Source organism: Jatrophihabitans endophyticus (genome assembly GCF_900129455.1).
Classification (GTDB): Bacteria; Actinomycetota; Actinomycetes; order Mycobacteriales; family Jatrophihabitantaceae; genus Jatrophihabitans; species Jatrophihabitans endophyticus.
Genome location: NZ_FQVU01000001.1, coordinates 959,025 through 979,716 on the forward strand (window position 1 = coordinate 959,025; position 20,692 = coordinate 979,716).

The 20,692-nt window shown below is 73.7% G+C and carries 19 protein-coding genes; 5 read left to right on the forward strand and 14 right to left on the reverse strand.

From position 1 onward, the window contains the following. Nucleotides 1-31: 31 nt before the first annotated feature. The 5 genes from BUE29_RS04520 to BUE29_RS04540 all read right to left on the reverse strand — a co-directional run bounded on the left by BUE29_RS04520 (nt 32) and on the right by BUE29_RS04540 (nt 5,713). Nucleotides 32-2,242 (reverse strand): EAL domain-containing protein, encoded by a 2,211-nt coding sequence (locus tag BUE29_RS04520; RefSeq protein ID WP_200800030.1) that lies wholly within the window; start codon nt 2,240-2,242, stop codon nt 32-34. 153 nt (nt 2,243-2,395) lie between these two features. After that, nucleotides 2,396-3,076 (reverse strand): 3-oxoacid CoA-transferase subunit B, encoded by a 681-nt coding sequence (locus BUE29_RS04525; protein WP_073386384.1) that lies wholly within the window; start codon nt 3,074-3,076, stop codon nt 2,396-2,398. Further along, nucleotides 3,073-3,750 carry a 3-oxoacid CoA-transferase subunit A gene (locus BUE29_RS04530; protein WP_073386386.1) on the reverse strand — a complete coding sequence of 226 codons (678 nt, stop codon included), beginning with the start codon at nt 3,748-3,750 and terminating at the stop codon, nt 3,073-3,075. The genes BUE29_RS04525 and BUE29_RS04530 overlap by 4 nt, the downstream gene beginning before the upstream one ends. Before the next feature lie 66 nt (nt 3,751-3,816). Then, entirely contained in the window at nt 3,817-4,617 is an 801-nt protein-coding gene (locus tag BUE29_RS04535; RefSeq protein WP_073387068.1) for an NAD-dependent epimerase/dehydratase family protein, read from the reverse strand. A gap of 49 nt (nt 4,618-4,666) precedes the next feature. Then, the gene (locus BUE29_RS04540) at nt 4,667-5,713 is read right to left on the reverse strand and encodes a zinc-binding dehydrogenase (RefSeq protein ID WP_073386388.1); all 1,047 of its coding nucleotides are present in this window, start codon (nt 5,711-5,713) and stop codon (nt 4,667-4,669) included. 119 nt (nt 5,714-5,832) lie between these two features. On the opposite strand from BUE29_RS04540, the gene BUE29_RS04545 reads away from it, so the two are divergent. Genes BUE29_RS04545 through BUE29_RS04555 form a run of 3 tightly spaced genes read left to right on the forward strand, consistent with a single transcriptional unit; the run spans nt 5,833 to nt 9,496 of the window. Further along, entirely contained in the window at nt 5,833-7,479 is a 1,647-nt protein-coding gene (locus BUE29_RS04545; protein ID WP_200800031.1) for an amidohydrolase, read from the forward strand. Further along, nucleotides 7,476-8,864 carry a serine hydrolase domain-containing protein gene (locus BUE29_RS04550; protein WP_073387073.1) on the forward strand — a complete coding sequence of 463 codons (1,389 nt, stop codon included), beginning with the start codon at nt 7,476-7,478 and terminating at the stop codon, nt 8,862-8,864. Before BUE29_RS04545 ends, BUE29_RS04550 begins: the two co-directional genes overlap by 4 nt. Then, the gene (locus BUE29_RS04555; RefSeq protein WP_073386390.1) at nt 8,861-9,496 is read left to right on the forward strand and encodes an FMN-binding negative transcriptional regulator; all 636 of its coding nucleotides are present in this window, start codon (nt 8,861-8,863) and stop codon (nt 9,494-9,496) included. The genes BUE29_RS04550 and BUE29_RS04555 overlap by 4 nt, the downstream gene beginning before the upstream one ends. Nucleotides 9,497-9,499: 3 nt before the next feature. On the opposite strand, the gene BUE29_RS04560 is transcribed toward BUE29_RS04555, so the two are convergent. Genes BUE29_RS04560 through BUE29_RS04585 form a run of 6 tightly spaced genes read right to left on the reverse strand, consistent with a single transcriptional unit; the run spans nt 9,500 to nt 16,399 of the window. After that, complete coding sequence (locus tag BUE29_RS04560; RefSeq protein WP_073386393.1) at nt 9,500-10,513, reverse strand: ABC transporter ATP-binding protein; 1,014 nt, start codon at nt 10,511-10,513, stop codon at nt 9,500-9,502. Next, on the reverse strand, nt 10,510-11,544 hold the full coding sequence (locus BUE29_RS04565) for an ABC transporter ATP-binding protein (RefSeq protein WP_073386395.1): 1,035 nt from the start codon (nt 11,542-11,544) through the stop codon (nt 10,510-10,512). The genes BUE29_RS04560 and BUE29_RS04565 overlap by 4 nt, the downstream gene beginning before the upstream one ends. Continuing rightward, complete coding sequence (locus BUE29_RS04570; protein WP_073386398.1) at nt 11,534-12,454, reverse strand: ABC transporter permease; 921 nt, start codon at nt 12,452-12,454, stop codon at nt 11,534-11,536. Before BUE29_RS04570 ends, BUE29_RS04565 begins: the two co-directional genes overlap by 11 nt. Next, the gene (locus BUE29_RS04575; RefSeq protein WP_200800032.1) at nt 12,447-13,361 is read right to left on the reverse strand and encodes an ABC transporter permease; all 915 of its coding nucleotides are present in this window, start codon (nt 13,359-13,361) and stop codon (nt 12,447-12,449) included. Before BUE29_RS04575 ends, BUE29_RS04570 begins: the two co-directional genes overlap by 8 nt. A 15-nt stretch (nt 13,362-13,376) precedes the next feature. Beyond that, nucleotides 13,377-14,780: a M14 family zinc carboxypeptidase gene (locus BUE29_RS04580; protein ID WP_200800033.1), complete on the reverse strand. Its 1,404-nt coding sequence runs from the start codon at nt 14,778-14,780 to the stop codon at nt 13,377-13,379. Next, a complete protein-coding gene (locus BUE29_RS04585) occupies nt 14,777-16,399 on the reverse strand; it encodes a peptide ABC transporter substrate-binding protein (protein ID WP_073386404.1) in 1,623 nt (540 codons plus the stop codon). Before BUE29_RS04585 ends, BUE29_RS04580 begins: the two co-directional genes overlap by 4 nt. Before the next feature lie 168 nt (nt 16,400-16,567). Between BUE29_RS04585 and BUE29_RS04590 the strand changes: the two genes are divergently transcribed. Then, nucleotides 16,568-17,101, forward strand: coding sequence for a GbsR/MarR family transcriptional regulator (locus tag BUE29_RS04590; RefSeq protein ID WP_073386407.1), 534 nt, complete (start codon nt 16,568-16,570; stop codon nt 17,099-17,101). On the opposite strand, the gene BUE29_RS04595 is transcribed toward BUE29_RS04590, so the two are convergent. The 3 genes from BUE29_RS04595 to BUE29_RS04605 are packed head-to-tail and all read right to left on the reverse strand — an operon-like array spanning nt 17,070 to nt 19,887. After that, on the reverse strand, nt 17,070-18,101 hold the full coding sequence (locus tag BUE29_RS04595; RefSeq protein ID WP_073386410.1) for an amidohydrolase family protein: 1,032 nt from the start codon (nt 18,099-18,101) through the stop codon (nt 17,070-17,072). The genes BUE29_RS04590 and BUE29_RS04595 overlap by 32 nt on opposite strands. Further along, nucleotides 18,098-19,186, reverse strand: coding sequence for a 4-oxalomesaconate tautomerase (locus BUE29_RS04600; protein WP_234971347.1), 1,089 nt, complete (start codon nt 19,184-19,186; stop codon nt 18,098-18,100). The genes BUE29_RS04595 and BUE29_RS04600 overlap by 4 nt, the downstream gene beginning before the upstream one ends. Continuing rightward, a complete protein-coding gene (locus BUE29_RS04605) occupies nt 19,183-19,887 on the reverse strand; it encodes a 4-carboxy-4-hydroxy-2-oxoadipate aldolase/oxaloacetate decarboxylase (protein WP_073386413.1) in 705 nt (234 codons plus the stop codon). The genes BUE29_RS04600 and BUE29_RS04605 overlap by 4 nt, the downstream gene beginning before the upstream one ends. A 136-nt stretch (nt 19,888-20,023) precedes the next feature. On the opposite strand from BUE29_RS04605, the gene BUE29_RS04610 reads away from it, so the two are divergent. Beyond that, nucleotides 20,024-20,692, forward strand: a complete 669-nt coding sequence (locus BUE29_RS04610; RefSeq protein WP_073386416.1) for a GntR family transcriptional regulator — start codon at nt 20,024-20,026, stop codon at nt 20,690-20,692.

Consider the following 20,692-nt stretch of genomic DNA (forward strand, 5'->3'; position numbering starts at 1 on the left):
CCCGCACGCGTCGGTCGGCGCGGGGCGTTCGCTACGCGGTGCGCTTGCGGGCCTTGTCGGCGTACATCCGCAGGTCCGCAGCGTGCAGCAGCGCATCGAAGTCGGCTCCGTCGACCGGGTAGGAGCTCGAGCCGACACTGGCCGACACGTCACGCGAGGCGGTGCCACTGCCCAGTCGGCGGCGCAGCGCACTCGCGGCGTGGGCCGTGAGCGCGGGTGCGGCGTCGCGGTCCAGGTCGGGCAGGACGACGAGGAACTCGTCACCGCCGACGCGGGCGTACAGCGCGTCGGGACGGCCACCCTCGCGCAGGCGGTCGGCCACCTCGACGAGGACGACGTCGCCCGCCGCGTGACCGTGGCCGTCGTTGACCCGCTTGAAGTCGTCGACGTCGACGTACAGCAGGCCGATGCCGGTGCCGGCGGCGCGGCTGCGTTCCAGTGCCTCGGTCAGCAGTTCGGCGACCCGACGCCGGTTCAGCAGGCCGGTGAGGGGATCACGGAAGGCGAGCAGCTCCATCTCGGCGAGATAGGCCTCGGAGCGGGCCCGTTCCTCGGCCAGCTCCCGCTCGGCCTCCACGCGGGCGGTGACGTCGTTCTGGATCCCCACGTACTGCACGAGCCGGCCGGTCTCGTCGAAGATCGGTGCGAGCAGGATCTCGTTCCACCAGGCCTCGCCGGTGCCGTGGCGGTAGTTCACGAGCGTCTCCCGGCACTCCACGCCCTGCTCGATGGCCGCCCTGATGCGGGCGACGGCGGCGGGATCGGTCTCGACGCCCTGCAGCACCCGGCAGTTCGCCCCCAGGATCTCGTCCGCCCGCAGGCCGGAGAGCCGCTCGAACGCGGCGTTGACGTAGACCAGCGGGTGGTCGGGTCGGGTCACGTCCGCGATCGAGACGCCGTTCGTCGTCGCGGCGAGCGCACGACGCAGCACCGACACCGACGCGGCGTTCGTCGGGGCCTCCGCCACGTCCAGCACGTCGGTGCGCGCCGGGGGCGTGCCGTCCGTGCCCCGGGGTCGGGCGCCGTCCGGTGCCGGGAGCACGCGGGAGAGCAGGGCCTCGGCGGCGGCCGAGACGACCTCGCGCTCGTAGGTGAGGGCGAACTCGAAGCGCCGCTCGTGGTCCGGGCCCCGGTCACCGAGGTCGCGCGCCAGCAGGGCGGCCGAGAAGTGCGGAGCCATGACGACGATGTCCCACTCGTCGCGCAACCGGTCGTCGCCAGGCAGGTCGGCGCCACGCACCCCCGGCGCAGGTTCGGCCGGCAGCCCGGCGCCGACCGCGGCCACGAAACCGACCCGCTCGGCCAGCTCGCGGTAACGCCTCGCGGTGGCGGGGGTGAAATGGTGCGCGTACTGGAACGCCGACACGACCACGCAGGTGGAGCCGTGCGCGAGGGCCTCCCGCTCCAGGTGCTTGCTCAGCTCCACGAGCAGCGGTTTCGACGACCGTCGCAGCACGACGTCCTCGGGCAGGCAGGCGAACGGCGAGTCGATGTCGCGCGGCAGGTCGCGTTCGGCGAGCTCGAGCACGCCTCGGGGCAGCGCGTTGCTCGGCTCGGCCGCCGGCCTGCCGAACAGGAACCCCTGACCCAGTCGGGCGCCGAGCGCTCGCGCGATGTCGAGGTGCTTCTCGTCCTCGATCCCCTCGGCGAGGACGACGGCGCCGGTGCGCTGGGCGTAGGCGTTGACCGCGTTCATGATCCCGGCGATGGCCGGGCTCGGACGGTCCTGAACCAGCTGGATGTCGAGCTTCACGACGTCCGGGCGCAGCAGCGGCATGAAGGCCAGCGACATGTCGTCGGCGCCCACGTCGTCCAGGGCGATCTGCCAGCCCGCGCGACGCAGGGTGCGCACGCAGGCGAGCAGTTCGGCCGGCCGGGCGGCGATCGCCCGTTCGGTGATCTCCAGGACGACGCGCAACCCCTCGGGGGCCGCGTCCGCGATCTCGATGAGCGCGCCGAGCGGTTCGCTGTCCAGCACCTCGGGCTCGACGTTCACGAACACCGCCAGCGGCTCGGCGATGCCCACGGCCACCGCGCTGCGCAACGCCTCCCGCCGGCACAGCACGTCGAGCTCGGCCAGCGCGCCCTGCGTCCGGGCCGCGGCGAAGAGGGCGTCGGGTCGCTCCCACGGGCCGGCCGGGCCGCGGCTGAGCGCCTCGTAGGCCACCACCGTGCCCTCGTCGAGGTCGACGATCGGTTGGAACACGGTCCGGACGTCGCCCCGGGCGATCAGGTCCGTCACGCCTGCCGGGTCCGTCCCGGCACCCACCGCCACCACCTCGTCCGCAACCGTCACTGTCCTCCCCTCGGCAGCTCGGTCGCCGACCTGAGCCGTACGACGGACGTCGTTCGCGTACCGGCCCGGGCGCGCACGGGGCGCGGCCGCTCGCGCGGGTCAGTCGACGAGCGGGACGTCGAGGCGGGCTGCGAGGTCGGCGACCGAGCTGCCCCACGTCTCGACCACCCGGACGCCGTCGGGCTCGATCGCGAACAGCGCGTGGTCGGTGTACAGCCGGGTGACGCAGCCGACCCCGGTCAGCGGGTACGAGCACTGCGGCACGAGCTTCGGCGTGCCGTCCTTCGCGAACAGCGTCATGATCACGTAGATGCGTTTGGCGCCGATGGCGAGGTCCATCGCCCCGCCGACGGCGGGGATCGCGCCCTTCTCCCCCGTGCTCCAGTTGGCGAGGTCACCGGTCGCCGAGACCTGGAAGGCGCCGAGCACGCAGACGTCCAGGTGCCCGCCACGCATCATGGCGAAGCTGTCGGCGTGGTGGAAGTAGCTGGCCCCCGGCGTCTCGGTGACCGGCTGCTTGCCCGCGTTGATCAGATCGGGATCGACGACGTCGCCACGCTCGGCGTCGGCGATGCGTCCCATTCCGAGCATGCCGTTCTCGGTGTGCAGGGTGACCCCGGCGTCGACGTCGAGGTGGTCGGCGACGCTCGTCGGCTGGCCGATGCCAAGGTTGACGTAGGCGCCCGCCGGGATGTCGCGGGCGACCCGGGCCGGGATCTCGGCTCGGTCGAGCGGACCGCGGTCGAGGTTCTCGACGGGTCCGTCGTGTGTGCCCGTCACGACGCCTCCTCCGCGACGCGCACGATGCGGTCGACGTAGATGCCCGGCGTCACCACGTGTTCGGGGTCCAGCGCGCCGGCCTCGACGATGTCGTCGACCTCGACGATCGTGTTCGTCGCGGCCGCGGCCATGACCGGCCCGAAGTTTCGCGCGGTCTTGCGATAAACCAGATTGCCGGCCGTGTCGGCGCGGTGGGCCTTGACGAGCGCGACGTCGCCGCGGATGGGGTACTCGAGGACGTAGTCACGACCGTCGATGGTGCGGGTCTCCTTGCCCTCGGCCAGCGGCGTCCCCACGCCGGTGGGGCAGAAGAACGCCCCGATCCCGGCGCCGGCGGCACGCATCCGTTCGGCGAGGTTGCCCTGCGGCACGAGCTCGAGCTCGATCCGTCCGTCGCGGTAGAGCCCGTCGAAGACCCACGAGTCGGTCTGCCGCGGGAAGGAGCAGATGATCCTGCGGACGCAGCCGGCGGCGAGCAGGGCAGCGAGCCCGACGTCACCGTTGCCGGCGTTGTTGTTGACGACGGTGAGGTCGCGGACACCGGTGCGGCGCAGCGCGTCGACGAGCGCCATCGGCTGCCCGGCCGTGCCGAAGCCGCCGACGAGGACGGTCGCGCCGTCCTCGATACCCGCGACCGCCGCGTCGGCGTCGGGGACGATCCGTGCCTTGCCCACGTCCGCTCCTCCGTTCGCCGGGCACCGACCCGACCGTAGCGAACGGGTGGCCGGCGTGTCCGGTGGTCAGCGATCGCGCCCGCGTCGGTACAGCAACGGGCCGGGCCGCCCCGCTCCCCGGTGCAGGGCGTCGACGAAGCGACCGAGGACGTCGGCCGCGTCGTGCTCGGGGGCCCAGCCGAGTGCCCGCAGGCGGCCGGTGTCCAGCAGCGGCGTGCCCGACCCGAGGTCGACCCAGCCCGGGTCGGTGGGTTGCAGCCGCAGCCGCCACGTCGCGGCGGCCACCGCTCGTAGCGCGGGCACCGGGACGACCGGACCGACGCCGCCGAGGACGCGGCGGAACACCGCTCGGTCGATGACCGGATCGGCGGCCACGTTGAACGCCCCGCCGCTGCGGGTGGTCAGCACCAGGTCGAGGGCGGCCGCCACGTCGTCGGCGTGGACGAGCTGGACCGACAGCGCGTCGGAGAACGGGGCGAGGCGCAGCGAGCGCCGACCGACGAGGGCCTTGGGCACGAGCGGGCCGAGGAAGTAGCGACCGATCTCGCTGGCGGCGGCGTCCTGCAGGATCAGCGCGGGGCGCATCCGGGTGACGGTGGCGTGCTCCTCGACGCGGTTCACCGTGCGCTCCGCGGCCGCCTTGTCGACGCTGTAGGGCGAGGTGCCGATGCCGGTGGCGGGCCAGTCCTCGGTCACCGGCGTCTTCGCGCCGCGGGCGTAGGCGCCGATCGAGGACTGGTGCACGAGGTGGGGCACGCTGGCCGCGACGACGGCGTCGGCCACCAGCTCGTGCTCGCCGGTCGCGCCGAGGCGCAGCAGCAGGGCCGTCCCGACATTGCCGGACGCGCCGGTCACGACTATCCGCATGCCGACTCGGTACCCGAACCGCAGCACTCCGACCGTGCGTCCCGACGTCTCAGGAGCGGGCCGGGTCGATCACCACCGCGCCGGTCGGCGGGGCGTCGCCCATGGTGGCGAGGGCACCGTCGGCGCCGGCGAGCGCGGCCAGCCCGATCTCGCCGGTGACGACCCGGTCGGGCCGCAACCGGCCGGCCGCGATCTCGGCCAGCATCGCGGGATAGTCCTGCGCGGCCATGCCGTGGCTGCCGTAGAGCTCGAGCTCCTTCGCGATGACCGTCGCCATCGGCGTCGCGGTGTCCGCGTCCGCGCCCACCAGGAGCCCGACCTGCACGTGCCGCCCTCGCGGCCGCAGCGCCGCGAGCGCCGTGCGCAGGATCGTGGCGTCGCCGAGCGCGTCGATCGTGACGTGCGCCCCGCCCCCGGTCAGCTCGGCGAGCCGCGCGGCGGCGTCGGCCGCCGGGATCGTGTGCCGCGCGCCGACCTCGGCGGCCAGCGCGAGGGCGCGGGCGGAGACGTCGACCGCGACGACCTCCGCACCCCGCGCGGCGGCGATCTGGACGGCCGAGAGGCCGACCCCGCCGCAGCCGAACACGGCGACGTGGTCGCCCGGACCGACCCGACCGTGCGCGGTGACGGCGCGGTAGGCGGTCGCGAAGCGGCAGCCCAGTCCCGCGGCGGTGGCGAACGTCAGCTCGTCGGGCAGCGGCACCACGTTGACGTCGGCGCGGGGCACGGCCACCCGCTCGGCGAACGAGCCCCAGCCGGTGAAGCCCGGTTGGTACTGGTCCTCGCACACCTGCCCGGCGCCGGCCCGGCAGGTCGCGCAGCGGCCGCACGCGCAGACGAACGGGACGGTGACCCGGCTGCCCACGCGCACGCTGCGGACGTCGGGGCCGACCGCGGCGACGACCCCCGCGAACTCGTGGCCGGGCACGTGCGGCAGGGCGATGTCGGGGTCGTGCCCGGCCCAGCCGTGCCAGTCGCTGCGACACAGCCCGGTGGCGCGCACCTCGATGACCGCGCCGTCGGCCGGACACGCCGGCTCGGGGACGTCGCGCAGCTGCGGCGCGGCACCGAACGCCTCGACCAGGACCGCTCTCATCACATCGCCTTCCCGCGGGGACTCGCCCGTCGCTCCGCCCGCGGGAACGGGGTACCCGCCGTGACCCGGCTGCGATACTGTCGCAGGTCTTCGCAACTTTCGGAAACCACTGAAATCTCGTGAAGGGCGTCGTGGTGCGGCTCGACCTGGTCCTGCGCAACGCCGTCGTGCACACCGTCGACCCCGACCGGCCGCGCGCCCACACGGTGGGCGTCCTGCACGGCCGCGTGGTCGCGCTCGACGACGACTGCGCCGGCCTCGCCGCCCGCACCGAGGTCGACCTCGCCGGCCGGACACTGCTCCCCGGCTTCGTCGACGCCCACAACCACCTCGCGTGGACGGGGCTGGCCGCCGGGTCGGTCGACCTCGCCGGCGCCGCCACCGTCGAGGCCGTGCTCGCGCGCATCGGCGACGCCGCGGCGCGCACGAGCACCGACGGCTGGGTGGACGTCGTGGGCTACGACCAGCGCCCGCTGGGCCGCCACCTCACCCGGCACGACCTGGACCCCGTCAGCGCCGGGCGGCGCGTGGTCGCGACCCACACGTCCGGTCACGCGAACCTCGTCAACACCGCCGTGCTGGACACGCTGCCCGCCGAGGTGGCCACCACCGACGACCCCGGCGTCGTCCGCGACGGCGCCGGCCGGCCCACCGGCCTGTTCACCGAGGGTGCGACCCGCTTCGTCGCCGCCGTCCGCACGCCGCACGCCCTCGCCGAGCTCACCGACGCGATCGTGACCGCGGCGCGCGGCTGTGCCGCCCAGGGCGTCACGTTCGTGGCCGAGGCCGGCATCGGCGGCGGGCTGACGTCGCGCTCCCCGCTCGAGGCGCTCGCCTACCAGCGGGCCGTCGAGGAGGGACGCTTCCGGCTGCGCGCCCAGCTGATGGTCTCGCTCTCGCGGCTCGAGGCCACGAGCGCCCACCCGGCCGACGGCCTCACCCACGCCTTCGCGCTCGGCCTGCGGACCGGCTTCGGCTCCGACCGGCTCTCCCTCGGCGCCGCGAAGGCGTGGCTGGACGGCGGCATGATGGCGCGTACCGCGGCCCTCACCGAGCCCTACCTCGACGCCGGCACCGCCACCGCCGCTCGTGGCGAGCTGGCGACCGACCTGGCCGACATCCGCGAACGCGCCCACGCCGCCCACGCCGCGGGCTGGCAGCTCGCCCTGCACGCCATCGGCGACCGCGCCGTCGACGAGGCCGTCGACATCGTCGAGACCGCGCAACGCGAACGGCCGCGCCCGGACGCGCGGCACCGGATCGAGCACTGCGGGCTCGTCCGCCCCGACCAGCTCGCCCGCATCGCGGCCGCGGGGATCACCGCGGTCACCCAGCCGACGTTCCTGCACGCCTTCGGCGACGACTACGCGGGCATCATGGGTCCGCACCGGGCCCCGTGGCTGTACCGCGGCCGCAGCTACCTCGACGCCGGCGTCCCCGTGGCCGGCAGCTCGGACCGTCCGGTGGCCGACGGCGCGCCGCTCCGGGGCGTGCAGTTCCTGGTCGACCGTACGACGCACACCGGAAACCGGGTGGGAGAGGACGAGGCGATGACCGTGGCCCAGGCGATCCACGCGTACACGATGGGCTCGGCGCGGGCGTGCCGGGTCGAGGACCGCGTCGGCAGCATCGCCGTGGGCAAGTACGCCGACCTCGTGGTGCTCGACGCCGACCCGCACGACGTCGAACCGGCGAGCATCGCGGCGATCCCGATCGCATGCACGGCGGTCGGTGGCGAGGTCGTCCACGGCGGGTGGCCGGCGTGACCGCCGGCCCGGCCTCCCGTCACGCCGCCCCCTGGCCCGGGCTCGAGGACTACTACGCGGCGTGGGTCGCGTACCGGCGCTGGTACCAGCGCGTCCCCGGTGTCCAGCTCGCCCTGCGCCGCCACGGTGACCTCGCGCTGTCGGCCGCCTTCGGCCACGCCGACCTGGCCGCCGGCACCGCGTTGACCGAGGACCACCTCTTCCGCATCGCCTCGCACTCCAAGACCCTCGCGGCGGTGCTCGTCCTGCAGCTCGTCGCCGACGGCCGACTGCGCCTCGACGACCGGCTGGGCGAGCGCGTGCCGGAGCTGGCCGGCGCACCCGTCGCCGACCGCACCGTGGGCGAGCTGCTCGCGCACGGCGGCGGCGTGATCCGCGACAGCGAGGACGGCGACTTCTGGCAGCTGCACCGTCCCTTCCCCGACCGCGACGAGCTGCTGCGGATCGCGCGGGACGCGAGCGCAGCGACCCTCGACCGCAACGAGCACTTCAAGTACTCCAACATCGGCTACGGCCTGCTCGGCCTCGTCCTCGAGGCCGTGACCGGCGAGACCTACCCCGAGCGGCTGGGCAGCCACGTCGCGCGCCCGCTCGGCCTCGCGAACCTGGGGGGCGAGTTCGACGCCGCCAGGGCCGGCGACTACGCGGCCGGGCACAGCGGTCTGGCGGCCGGCCGGGAACGGCGGGTCATCGAGCACGTCGACACCCGCGCGCTCGCCGCCGCCACGGGCAGCTACGCCGACGCGCGGGACCTCACCGCGTTCTTCACCGCCCTGCTGCCCGGGCACCACGACCTGCTCGACGCCGACTCGCTGCGGCTGCTGCGCCGTCCGCACTGGACGGTCAAGGAGGGCGAGCGACGGTACGCGCTCGGCACCTTCCTCGACCGCATCGCCGACACCGACCTGTTCGGCCACACCGGCGGCTACCCCGGTCACATCACGTGCACCTTCGCCGACCCCGCGGCCGGCTGGGTGCTCTCGGTGCTCACCAACGCGATCGACGGCGCGGCCGGGGCCCTGGCCGGCGGCTTCGTCCGGCTGCGCCGGCTCGCGGCCACCGCCGAGCACGCGACGAGCGACGACGCCGCGGCCCGCTTCACCGGCCGCTTCGAGTGGCTGTGGGGCGTGCTCGACGTCGCCCGGCTCGACGGTCGGCTGTTCGCGCTGCATCCCGGTGACGCCGATCCGGCCGAGGGCGCCGCCGCGCTCGAGGTGGTCGACGACCGCACGCTGCGCATCGTCGGCGGTCGCGGCGGCAACTCCTACGGCGAGCTGATGCGCTACGACTTCGCCGCCGACGGCACGCCGCGCTCGGTCCGCGGTGACAGCGGGATGACGATGACGCCGCTCGACCCGGCGCTGCTCGACCGGCCTGCACAGTGAGGCGCAACCGGGACTACGCCCCCGACCCGGCACAGCTGGTCGACTGGACCGCCGACCTCGTCCGCGCCCATCCGTTCGTCACGCTCGTGAGCCACCCGGCGAGCGGCCTCGTCGCGTCCCACTATCCGGTCCTGGTCGAGTCCGCGGGCGAGCGGCTCACGCTGCTCGGTCACGTCGGCCGTCCGGACGACACCGTGCACGAGCTGGGCGCGCACGAGGTGCTCGTGATCGTGCAGGGGCCGCACGGCTACGTCTCGTCGAGCTGGTACCCCGACCGGTCCCAAGCGGCGGTGCCGACGTGGAACTACGTCACCGCGCACCTCACCGGCGTGCCCGAGCTCCTCTCGCCGGAGGAGAACCTGCGCGCCCTCGACCGTCTCGTCGACACCTTCGAGCACCGCGTTTCCGAGCCCCGCCCCATGGCCGGCACCGAGGTCGACGCCGCCTACGCGGCCCGGATCAGCGCCGGCACCGTCGGCTTCCGCCTCGCCGTCACGCACATCGAGGCCAAGGACAAGCTCGGCCAGGACAAACCCGCGGCGACCGTCGCCGCGGTGATCGCCGAGCTCGAGGGCGACGGGCCGTACGCCGCTGCGGAGCTCGCCGCACGGATGCGCGCCGCCCGCGGGTAGGGCTCACCCCACCGGCGGGGCCGGGTCGGCGAAGTGGCACGCGCTGGGGTGGTCCGAGCCGACCCGCGGTTCGAGCGCGGGCGCCTCGGTGGCGCAGACGTCCTGCGCCTTCCAGCAGCGGGTGCGGAACGCGCACCCCGACGGCGGGTCGAGCGGGCTCGGCACCTCCCCCTCGAGCACGATGCGCCGCCGCGCGCCGCGCGCGCCGGGATCCGGCTCGGCGACGGCCGACAACAGCGCCTGGGTGTACGGGTGGGTGGGCGCGTCGTGCACCTGCTCGACCGTCCCGGTCTCGACGATGCGGCCGAGGTACATGACGCCGACGCGGTCGGAGACGTGGCGCACCACCGACAGGTCGTGGGCGATGAACAGGTACGCGATGCCGAGGTCGGCCTGGATGTCCTTGAGCAGGTTGACGACCTGCGCCTGCACCGAGACGTCGAGCGCGGACACCGGCTCGTCGAGGACGAGCACGTCCGGCTGCAGGGCGAGCGCCCGCGCGATGCCGACGCGCTGGCGCTGGCCGCCGGAGAACTGGAACGGGTACCGGCCGGTGTGGGCGGGGTCGAGCCCGACGCGGGCCATGAGGTCGCGCACCCGGGCCGTCCGCCCGCCCGTCGGAGCGAGATCGGGGTGGATGTCGAGGGGCTCGCCGATGATCTCGCCGATCGTCATGCGCGGGTTGAGCGAGGTGTAGGGATCCTGCAGCACGATCTGCATGTGCCGGCGGAACGTGCGCAGGTCCGCGCGGCGCAGCCCGAACACGTCGGTCCCCGCGATGCTGACGCGGCCGGCGTCCGGCCGGTCCAGGGCGAGGACGAGCTTCGCCAGCGTCGACTTGCCGCAGCCGGACTCCCCCACGAGCCCGAACGTCTCGCCCCGCCCGATCGACAGGCTGACGCCGTCCACCGCCTTCACCGTGCCGCCGGCACGACGCCGCAGCCCGCCGCCGCGCACCGGGAAGTGACGTACGAGATCGGCGACCTCGAGCACCGGCTCGCCCCCGGTGGGCGTCACGACGCGCCGCCGCGGTGCACCGACTCCGCGAAGTGGCAGGCGCTGCGGTGCCCGGGCGCGATCGCGCGTGCCGGCGGGTCGTCGTGCGTGCAGACGTCCTGCGCCATCGGGCAGCGGGGGTGGAACGCGCAGCCCGACGGCAGGGCGGCGGGCGACGGCGGGCTGCCCGCGATCGGGGTGAGCCGGCGGCCGCGGGTCGCGACCCGGGGCACCGACCCGAGCAGACCGGCCGTGTAGGGATGACGCGGCGACGCGTAGACCTCGCGCGCCGTGCCGGTCTCGACGACCCGGCCGGCGTACATGACGGCGATCCGGTCGGCGAGCTCGGCGCTCGCGGCGAGGTCGTGGGTGATAAACAGCAGCGCCAGGCCGGTCTCGTCGCGCAGGTCGGCGAGCAGCTGCATGATCTGGGCCTGGACGGTGACGTCCAGCGCGGTCGTCGGCTCGTCGGCGATGAGCAGCTCGGGGCCGAGCGCGAGCGCCGTCGCGATCATGATGCGCTGCCGCATCCCGCCGGAGAGCTGGTGCGGGTAGCTGTCGAAACGGTGGTCGGGGGCGGGGATGCCGACGCGCGCCATCAGCTCGACCGCGCGACCACGCGCGTCGCGACGCGACAGGCCGTCGTGCACGCGCAGGACCTCCGCGATCTGTGCCCCGACGCTCGCCACCGGGTTCAGCGCGGCGAGCGCGTCCTGGAACACCATCGCGACCCGACGCCCGGGCTCGCGCCGACGCTGCGCGCGGGTCCGGCCGACGAGCTCGGTCCCGCGGAAGCGGACGGCGCCCCGCACCGTCGCCCGGTGCGGGTCCAGCAACCCCATGATCGCCTGCGCGGTCACGCTCTTGCCCGAGCCCGACTCGCCGAGGACCGCCAGCGTCTCGCCGGCGGCGAGCTCGAAGGAGACCCCCCGCACGGCACGCACGGCGCCGCCCGGCACCGCGAAGTCGACGTGCAGGTCGTGTACGACGAGCAGCGGTGCCGTCCCGGGCAGCGGGCCGGTCGGGTGCTCGGTCGTCGTGTCAGTGCTCATCGCGGCTCGGATCCAGGACGTCCTCCAGGGCATCGCCCAGCACGATGAAGCTGAAGACGGTGACGCTCAGGAACAGCGCCGGGAAGACCAGCAGGTGGGGATGCACCTGGAAGTCGCTCTGCGCGTTCGACAGCTGCAGCCCCCACGAGATCGCGGGCTGCTGCAGGCCGACCCCGAGGAAGGTGAGCGTCGCCTCGGCCGCGATCACCGCTCCCACGTTCAGCGTGCTGATCACGACCACGGGGGCGAGCGCGTTCGGGAGCAGGTGCCTGCGGATGAGGCGCCAGTCGCTCGCGCCGAGGCTGCGCGCCGCGAGGACGTAGTCGTGCTCCTTCGCGCCGAGCATCGACGCGCGCATGAGCCGGGTCAGCGTCGGCCAGGTGAACAGCGCCAGCGTGGCGGACACCGTCGGCACGCTGTGCGAGCGCAGCGACGTGAGCAGCACCAGCGCGCCGAGCAGGAACGGGAAACCGAAGAACACGTCGGCGACGCGGCTGACGACCGCGTCGATCCAGCCGAGGTAGAACGCGGCGACCGAGCCGAGCACGACCGCGACGACGAAACCGAACAGGCTGGCGAGCAGCCCGATGCCGATCGAGTCGCGGGTGCCGTACAGGACGTTGGCGTAGATGTCGCAGCCCTGCTTGTCGAATCCGAACGGGTGACCGCTGCGCGGCCCGAGCGTGCTGTCGCCCAGCGCGCACGCGCGGGGGTCACCGTGGCCGAACCACCCCGCGAAGGCCTGCGGGACGACCGCGATCGCCACCATCAGCAGCACGATCGCGACCGAGACCACGAAGCCCGGACGACGCAGCAGCCGCCGCCGGGCGCTCCGCGCGAGCTCGGCCCGCCGCTCGCCGTCGCCACCGGCGGCGGTGACCCCCTCGGCCACGGCCACGACGTCAGACAACGCGGATCCTCGGGTCGAGCAGGCCGTAGAGCAGGTCGACGGCCAGGTTCAGCAGCAGGAAGATCATGACGAGCGCGGTGGCGACCCCGACGACGACCGTCCCCTGCTGCTGCCGGATCGAGGTGAAGAGCAGCTGCCCCACGCCGGGCAGGTTGAACACGCCCTCGACCACGACCGTCCCGGCGATGAGGTAGCCGAGGTCGATGGCGACGAACGTCAGGATCGGGACGAGCGAGTTGCGCAGCGCGTGCCGCACCACGATGCGCGACCACGGCAGGCTCTTGGCGATCGCCGTCCGCACGTAGTCGGCGTGCAGGCTGCGGATCATGCTCGAGCGGGTGAGCCGCGCGATGGACGCGGCGCCGACGGCGCCCAGCGCGAAGGCGGGCAGGACGTAGCTCGCCGGCCAGCCGGTCTCGTCGCCGGCGATCGGGAAGATGCCGGCCTTGACGCCGAGCAGCAGCTGCAGGGCGAACGCGCCGACGAAGGCGGGGATCGAGATGACGCCGACGGAGAGCAGCAGGACGGTGTGGTCGGTCAGTCGACCCCGCCGCAGGGCGGACACCACGCCGGCCCCGACCCCGAGGACGATCTCGAAGAGCCAGGCCAGCGACGCGAGCTGCAGCGTCACCGGCCAGCCCTGCCGCATGAGGTCCCACACGCTCTCGCCGTAGAAGTCGGTGCCGAAGTCACCGTGCAGCACGCCCACGAGGTAGCGGCCGAACTGCTGCCAGAACGGGTCGTCCAGGTGGTACTGCGCACGAATCGCGGCCACGGTGTCCGGGGGCAGTTGCTGGCGCCCGGCCAGGTTGCGGATCGGGTCGCCCGGCAGCGCGAAGACGGCCAGGTAGATCAGCAGCGTCACGCCGACGAAGACCAGCACGAGCTGGGCGATCCGGCTCAGCACGTAGCGACCCATCGGCTACCGCCCCGGCCCGTGCCGGCCGCGCGCGTACCCGGCCGCGGCGACGATGGCGCCGAACTGGACCCCGACGAGCGAGCGGATCGGCAGCGTCTCGGCCGGCGTGACGGCAAGCGCTGCCTCGGCCCACTCCTGGTAGACCCGCGTCATCCGGCGGTACTGCTCGCGGATCGCCGGCGTGCCGTTGCCGGCGCCGATCTCGGCCTCGAGCAGCCGGAGGGTCATGCCGCCGTACCGCATGCGGAAACCGTGGACGAGATCACCGCCGGTGAAGACCTCGGCGACGGTCGCGGGCCGATCGTTCTCGGCCAGCTCGGCGCGCCGGCCCTCCTGCTCGCCGTCCAGGACGAAGTGGGGGGCGAACTGGCGCAGCGCGCGCAGGAACGGCGAGTCCAGCGTGCGCTCCCCCGCCGTCGCCTCGAGCACCGAGAGCACCGTGTACCCGAGCTCGGTGAGACCGTCGGCGCGCCCGCGCAGCACGTCGGGGTAGGACGTCGCGCTCGGCCGCTCGTCGGCGGCGTCCGGGTGCGACCAGTACGGCAGCTCGCTCACCAGCGACAGCGTGTTGTACCGGGCCGCGTAGGCGGCGCTGGACGTCCCGCTCGCGAGCCCGCGGGTGGGGTCCATGCCCAGGGAGCTGACGAACTCGTAGTGCGCCTCGACGCCGGTCTCGCCGAAGACGGCGGTCGCGTACCGGGGGACGTACGGCACCTCGGGCTCGCCGGAGTCCAGTGGCACGCCGAGGTGCGCGGGGACGGCGTGCAGCTGCGGGTACAGCTCCGCGGCCTCGGTGTTGAGGTAGTAGTAGACGCCGCCGAGCTCGCCGTTGTGCAGCGAGCACAGGAAGGTGGGACGCACGTCGTCGATGAGCCGCATCAGCGCGAGCGTCTCGGGGATGACGCGGTCGAAGTAGAGCTCCTTGTACTCCAGCGGGAACGTCCACTCGACCTGCTCGTCCGACGCCGGGCGGTAGAAGCGGCGGCCGTACTCCGCGCGGTCGAGGGTGCCGCAGAACCACCCCTCGTTCAGCCGCATCCCGTCCGGGTCGACACAGCCGATGATGTGCCAGGTGTAGCCGAGCGACGTCCGCAGCTCCGCGTCCTCGACCAGCACGCGGGCCAGGTGCAACGCGGTCGGGCCGCCGATGGGCTCGTTGGGATGGACGCCGCCGACGATGACGGCGTGGTCGTCCCCGTCGCCGATCGTGAGGCAGTGGATGGCCTCGCCGAGGCGCGAGGAGCCGATGCGCCGGCGCCGCACGAGCGCCGGCGCGCCGGCCGCGAGGTCGTCGAACGCGGCGACGAGCTCGTCCACGCTGGGGAAGCGCTCGATCTGCGGTACCTCGTCGACGAGCGCGAGGATACGGTCGAGCGGCAGCGCGGGGTCCGTGTCGGCACGGTTCACCCCTTGGTCACCGCCTCGTAGTCGGTGTCGATCTGGAACGGCCGGGCGTGGACGTTCTTCACCTTGCTCGAGTACACGAACGGGAACGCCTCGTAGAACATCGGCACGACCGGGAAGTCGCTCTCGATCGCGCGCTCGGCGGCGTGGTACGCGCTCACCGCGGCAGCGGTCGACGTCGCCGCGTCCCCCTTGTCGACGAGCGCGGTGACCGCCTTGTTGTCGTAACCGCCGACGGAGAAGTTGTACGACCCGCCCGGCGTGAAGAGCTGGCGCAGCGTGTCCGTCGCGCTCGGGTAGGCCGAACCCCACTTGCCGCGCCACGGACCACCGGTGACCGACCGCTTCTGCAGGTCGGCGAAGAAGTCGGAGAAGTTCGTCGTCGGCTTCGCGGTGGCGTCGATGCCGAGGTTGCTGCGCAGCTGGTTGGCGACCGCCTGGAAGGCCTGGTCGTACCCCGCGCCGCCCGGGAAGGTGATCGTCATCGGGCCGGACCAGCCACCGGCCTCGCGCAGCAGTTGCTTGGCGCGCGTCGCGTCGAAGCGGCAGTACTGGCAGGCGTGGGTCGAGCCGCCGACCATCGTGGTCGCGAGCAGCGAGTCGGCCGGCGTGTAGAGACCGCCGAAGATCGCCTTGTTGATGGCGGGTCGGTCGACGGCGAGGCTGATCGCCTGGCGCAGCTTGACGTTGCGGAACCGCTTGTCGAACAGCGGGAAGCCGAGGAACTCGATCGAGGCGCCGCTCGACTTCGCGACCCTGCTGCCGAAGTCCTTCGCGATCTGCGGGAACTTGTCCTGGGGGGCGAGGGCGATGTCGACGTTGCCGGCGACGGTGTCGGTGTACGCGGTGTCGGGGCTCGTGTACATCCGGAAGACGATGTTGGCGACCTTGCCCTTGTTCGCGCCCTTGTAGCCGTCGTACTTCTTCAGCTTGACCTGCTGGTTCAGCTTCGCCGGGCCGGCCATCTCGTACGGGCCGTCGCCGATGGGCTTCGTGCGGAACGCGGCGAGGTTCGCGAGCCCGGCCTTGGGCATCGGGTAGTAGCCGGTCTGCCCCTGGCTCAGCTTGAGCGGGAACTGGCTGTCGGGCTGCGTCAGGTTCACCCGCAGCGTGTATCGGCCCGTCACCGTGACGCCCGAGAGGGTCTTGGCCGTGGGCTTTCCCTTCGCCGGGTGCACCGCGTCGTAGCCGACCACGTTCGCCAGCTGGGAGCTGTTGACGTACGCATTGGGCCCGTACGCGGTGAGGTTCCAGCCGTCGGCGTAGCTCTGGGCCGTCACCGGTTCGCCGTTGTGGAACGTCCACCCGGGGCGGAACGTGATCGTCCACGTCCGGCTGCCGTTGCTGCCGGTCACGGCGCTGGCCTGGACGTACTTCAGGCTGCCGTCGGGGTTGAACGACACGATGGGGCTGAACAGGATCCCGAGCTCGGAGAAGGACAGCGCGGTGTTGCCGGGCACGAGCGTGTCCAGCTCGCTGTTGCCGTCGGCGACGACGAGCGTTCCGCCGGAGCCGCCGCCCGATCCGCCGCCGCACGCGGCGGTCGCCGCGACGCAGCCGAGCGCGACGATCCCGGCGACGACACGGCTGGTACGGGGGACGACGCGACTCGCACGGAACATCCGAACTCCTCGGGCTGCCGGAAGCGGTGGTGTCACACTCTTGCAGAGGTTTCGAGCATTCGGAAGATTCTGAATGTTACGAGCAGATCAACGCTTCGGCGTGGACGTGCGAGGCGGACCCCGGGGCCGGGATAGGTTGGGCCGACCCGCCGGAAAGGACATCCGACCGTGGCAGCGAAGTCGACCCGCCCCGCGTCGCGCCCACCGAGGCGACCGCGCCGTGTCAGCGACGAGAAGCGGCACGAGATCATCGACGACATGGGCGTGCTCTGGGAGGAGCTCGGCATGCCGCGCTCCGAGGGGCGCATCGTCGGCTGCCTGATGATGAGCAACGAGCCCGCGCTGTCGAGCGCCGACCTCATCGAGCAGCTCGGCATGAGCGCCGCGAGCGTCTCCACCGGCACCCGCCGGCTCGCCGAGGTCGGCTTCGTCAAGCGTGTGACCCAGCCCGGCCGGCGCGGTCACTTCTTCCGGGTGGAGGACGACGTGTGGGGCGCGTTCCTCGCCGGCGAGCGCGGCTACCTGGACAAGCGGGTGGCGTTCGCCGAGAGCGTGCTGGAGCTGCTCGGCCCGGACGACGAGGGCCCGCGACGCCGGGTGCAGAACATGCGCGACTACATGAGCTGGCTGCGCACCTACCACCGGCAGATGCTCGGCGACTACGAGAAGTTCAAGCGCGAGCGCGCCGACCCGGGTCGGTGAGCGCCGCGTCGGCCCGGGGGTAGACCCGGCGCGCGTTGCGGTCGAACAGCTGCGCCCGGCGTGCGACGTCGGCCGTCGCGGCCTCGACGTAGCGGCGCGTGTCGTCGTAGTGGTGTCCCGTGCGCGGATCGACGCCGCGTACCGCCCCGATCGCCTCGGAACCGAAGAGCACGTTCCCGGTGGGGACGACGTCCAGCAGCAGGTCCATGCCGGGCTGGTGGTAGACGCAGGTGTCGACGAAGACGTTGCCGAGCACCGCCTCCTCGAGCGGGGGGCGACCCAGCATCTCGGCGAGCCCCCGGTAGCGGCCCCAGTGGTAGGGCACGGCTCCCCCGCCGTGCGGGATCACGAGGCGCAGTTCCGGCAGGTCGGTGAACAGCGAGCTGTCGAGCAGCTGCATGAACGCGGTGGTGTCGGCGTTGAGGTAGTGCGCGCCGGTGGCGTGGAACGCCGGATTCGCTGACGCCGACACGTGCACCATCGCGGGCACGTCGAGCTCGATCAGCGCCTCGTAGAGCGGGTACCAGGAGCGGTCGGTCAGCGGCGGCGCCGTCCAGTACCCGCCGCTCGGGTCGGGGTTCAGGTTGCATCCGACGAAGCCGAGCCCGGTGACGCAGCGCCGCAGCTCGGCGACCGCGCCGCCGATCGGGGCGGTCGGGGACTGCGGCAGCTGGGCGACGGGCAGGAACCGGCCGGGGTGCAGGTCCGCGACCCGGTGCACGAGGTCGTTGCACCGCTCGGCCCACGACCGACTGCTCGCCTCGTCGCCGAGGTGGTGCCCCATCGCCGAGGCGCGCGGGGAGAAGAGCGTGACGTCCACTCCGCGGGCGTCCATCGCCGCCAGCTGGCCGCCCGCGATCGACGTGCGGATCTCGTCGTCCGCGATCGTCGGGTAGGGCGGCGGCGCGAGGCCGTCCTCCCACGCCGCGAGCTGTCGCTCGCGCCAGGCGGCGTGCGTGGCGGGCGCCGTCGTGTAATGGCCGTGACAGTCGACGATCACGGGGCCACTGCCCCCGGCACGAGCACCTCGCCGCGCATCAGGAGCCGTGCCGTGCTGACGATGCCGGCGCGACGCACCTCGACGTCGGCGGAGTCCGCGAGCTCCACCACGACCTCGACGCGTCCGCTCGGGTGCTCGACGGCGACCCCCTGGTGATCGCCGTCGGGGCGGCGCGCGATGCCGTCCGCGACCGAGCCCGGCAGCAGGCACGCCGTCGCCACCGACACGGCGCCGAAGACGCCGACGGCGTCGTGCACGCGGTGCGGGATGAAGGTGCGGGTGCTGACCAGCCCGCCCGCGCGGGGCGGCGCGAGCAGGCTCACCTTCGGCACCGATCCGGCCCGGACGTCGCCGAGACCCATCGCCGCGCCCGCGGCGAGCCGCAGCGACTCGACCGCGTCCACCAGCCGCCGGTCGCCCTCCAGCTCGGCCGGCGACTCGTACCCGCCGACCCCCAGCTCGGCGGCGGCGACGCAGACCACCGGCATGCCGTTGTCCACGCAGGTGACCCGCACGCCGTCGAGAACGTCGAGCCGGTTGCCCGTGGGCAGCAGCGCGCCGCAGCTCGAGCCCGCGAGCCCTGCGAAGTCGACGGCCACGGCGGCGTGCGTGCCGGGCACCCCGTCGATGCGGGTGTCACCGTCGTAGCGGGCCGCCCCGCCCTCGGTCGGCACGTGGGCCACGGCGAGGCTCGCCGTGTTCGCCAGCCAGATCCGCACCGGGGTGGTGGCCCCGGCCGCGACGGGGACGAGCCCCTCGTCCACGGCGAACGGCCCCACGGCGACGAGCATGTTGCCGCAGTTCTGGCTGCCCGACACCTCCCGCCGGTCCGGGCGCACCTGCAGGAACAGGTACTCGACATCGGCGTCCGGTCGGTCCGACGGCCGCACCACGGCGACCTTGGAGGTGAGCGGGTGCGCCCCGCCGACGCCGTCGATCTGCCGCGGGTCGGGCGAGCCCATCGCAGCGAGCAGCAGCGCGTCACGCTCGGTCGGGTCGTCGGGCAGCTCGGCCGCGTGCAGGACGAGCCCCTTGGACGTGCCGCCGCGCATCAGCGAGGCCCGGACCGCGCGCTGCCGCGTCACCGGTCGTCCCGGTCCGCGTCGTCGTCGTAGGGGCGGTAAGTCAGACCTCGCGCCGCGAGCTCGTCACGCATGCCGTCGAGATCGAGGCCGAGCTCGCCGGCCGCGAGTCGCTCGCGCTTCACCGCCTCGCGGGCCTCCCGTTCGCGCGCGGCCGCGAGCACGCGTCCCGCGTCGCGGCGCGGGACGGCCACCACCCCGTCGTCGTCGGCCACGACCACGTCGCCGGGCTCGATACGGACGCCGGCGCACACGATCGGCGTCTGGACGTTGCCGAGGGTCCGCTTGACGGTCCCCTGCGCGCTGACCGCGGCCGACCACACCGGGAAGCGCAGGTCGGTGAGCTCCGCGGTGTCGCGGACGCCGGCGTCGATCACCAGGCCGCGCACGCCGTGGGCGCGCAGGCTCGTCGCCAGCAGCTCGCCGAAGTAGCCGTCCTCGCACGGGCTGGTCGGCGTGACGACGAGCAGGTCGCCGGGGCGGGCCTGTTCGACGGCGACGTGCAGCATCCAGTTGTCCCCGGGCGCGACCTCGCAGGTCAGGGCGGTCCCGGCGACACGGGCCGGCCGGTACACCGGGCGCAGCCGGCTGGCGAGCAGGCCGCGCCGGCCCCGCGCCTCGGCGATCGTGGCGACGCCGCACGCCGCGAGCCCGGCCACGAGCTCGGCGTCGGCCCGGGGCGTGCCGGTGACCACCGTCGCCATCGTTCACCTCCATGATTGTTGACGATTTTGTGCACAATCAGCGGCCGGACGCAAGGGCGAACGAGCTGCCGGGTTCGCGCGCCGCGCTATCGTCGACGGACCCGCGCACCGCCCCCCGCCCGTCGAAAGGCCCGCCGTGACCTCGCCCTCCACCGCCGGGAGCGGCAGTGCGGACGGCGTCGCCGAGGCCATCCGCACGGGGATCGCCGCCGGCGAGTACGTGCCGGGCCAGCGGCTCGTCGAGGCCGACCTCACCGACCGTTTCGGCGCCACCCGCGGCGCGGTCCGCTCGGCGCTGATCACCCTCGGCCACGAGGGTCTCGTCGAGCGCGTCGCCCACCGCGGCGCGCGTGTCCGGACGGTGTCGACGGCGGAGGCCGTCGCGATCACCGAGGTGCGAATGGCCCTGGAGGGCCTGTGTGCCTACAAGGCCGCCGAGCGCATCACCGACGTCGAGATCACCGAGCTGCGAGACCTCGGCCGACGCATGCAGACCGCCGTCGCCGGTGGCGACGCCGTCGCCTACGCCGAGCTCAACCAGCGGTTGCACGCGCGCGTCCGCGAGATCAGCGCGCAACCGGTGGCCGCCGACGTCCTGCTGCGGCTGCGCGCGCAGAACGTGCACCACCAGTTCCGGCTGGCCCGGCGGCCGGGCCGGCCGCAGTCGTCCCTGCCGGAGCACCTCGCCATCGTCGACGAGGTCTGCTCGCGCAATCCCGAAGCGGCCGAACGCGCCGCCCGGCGCCACCTGCGCAGCGTCATCGACGCGCTCGCCGAGACCCCGGAGCCCGAGACCGCCCCGTAA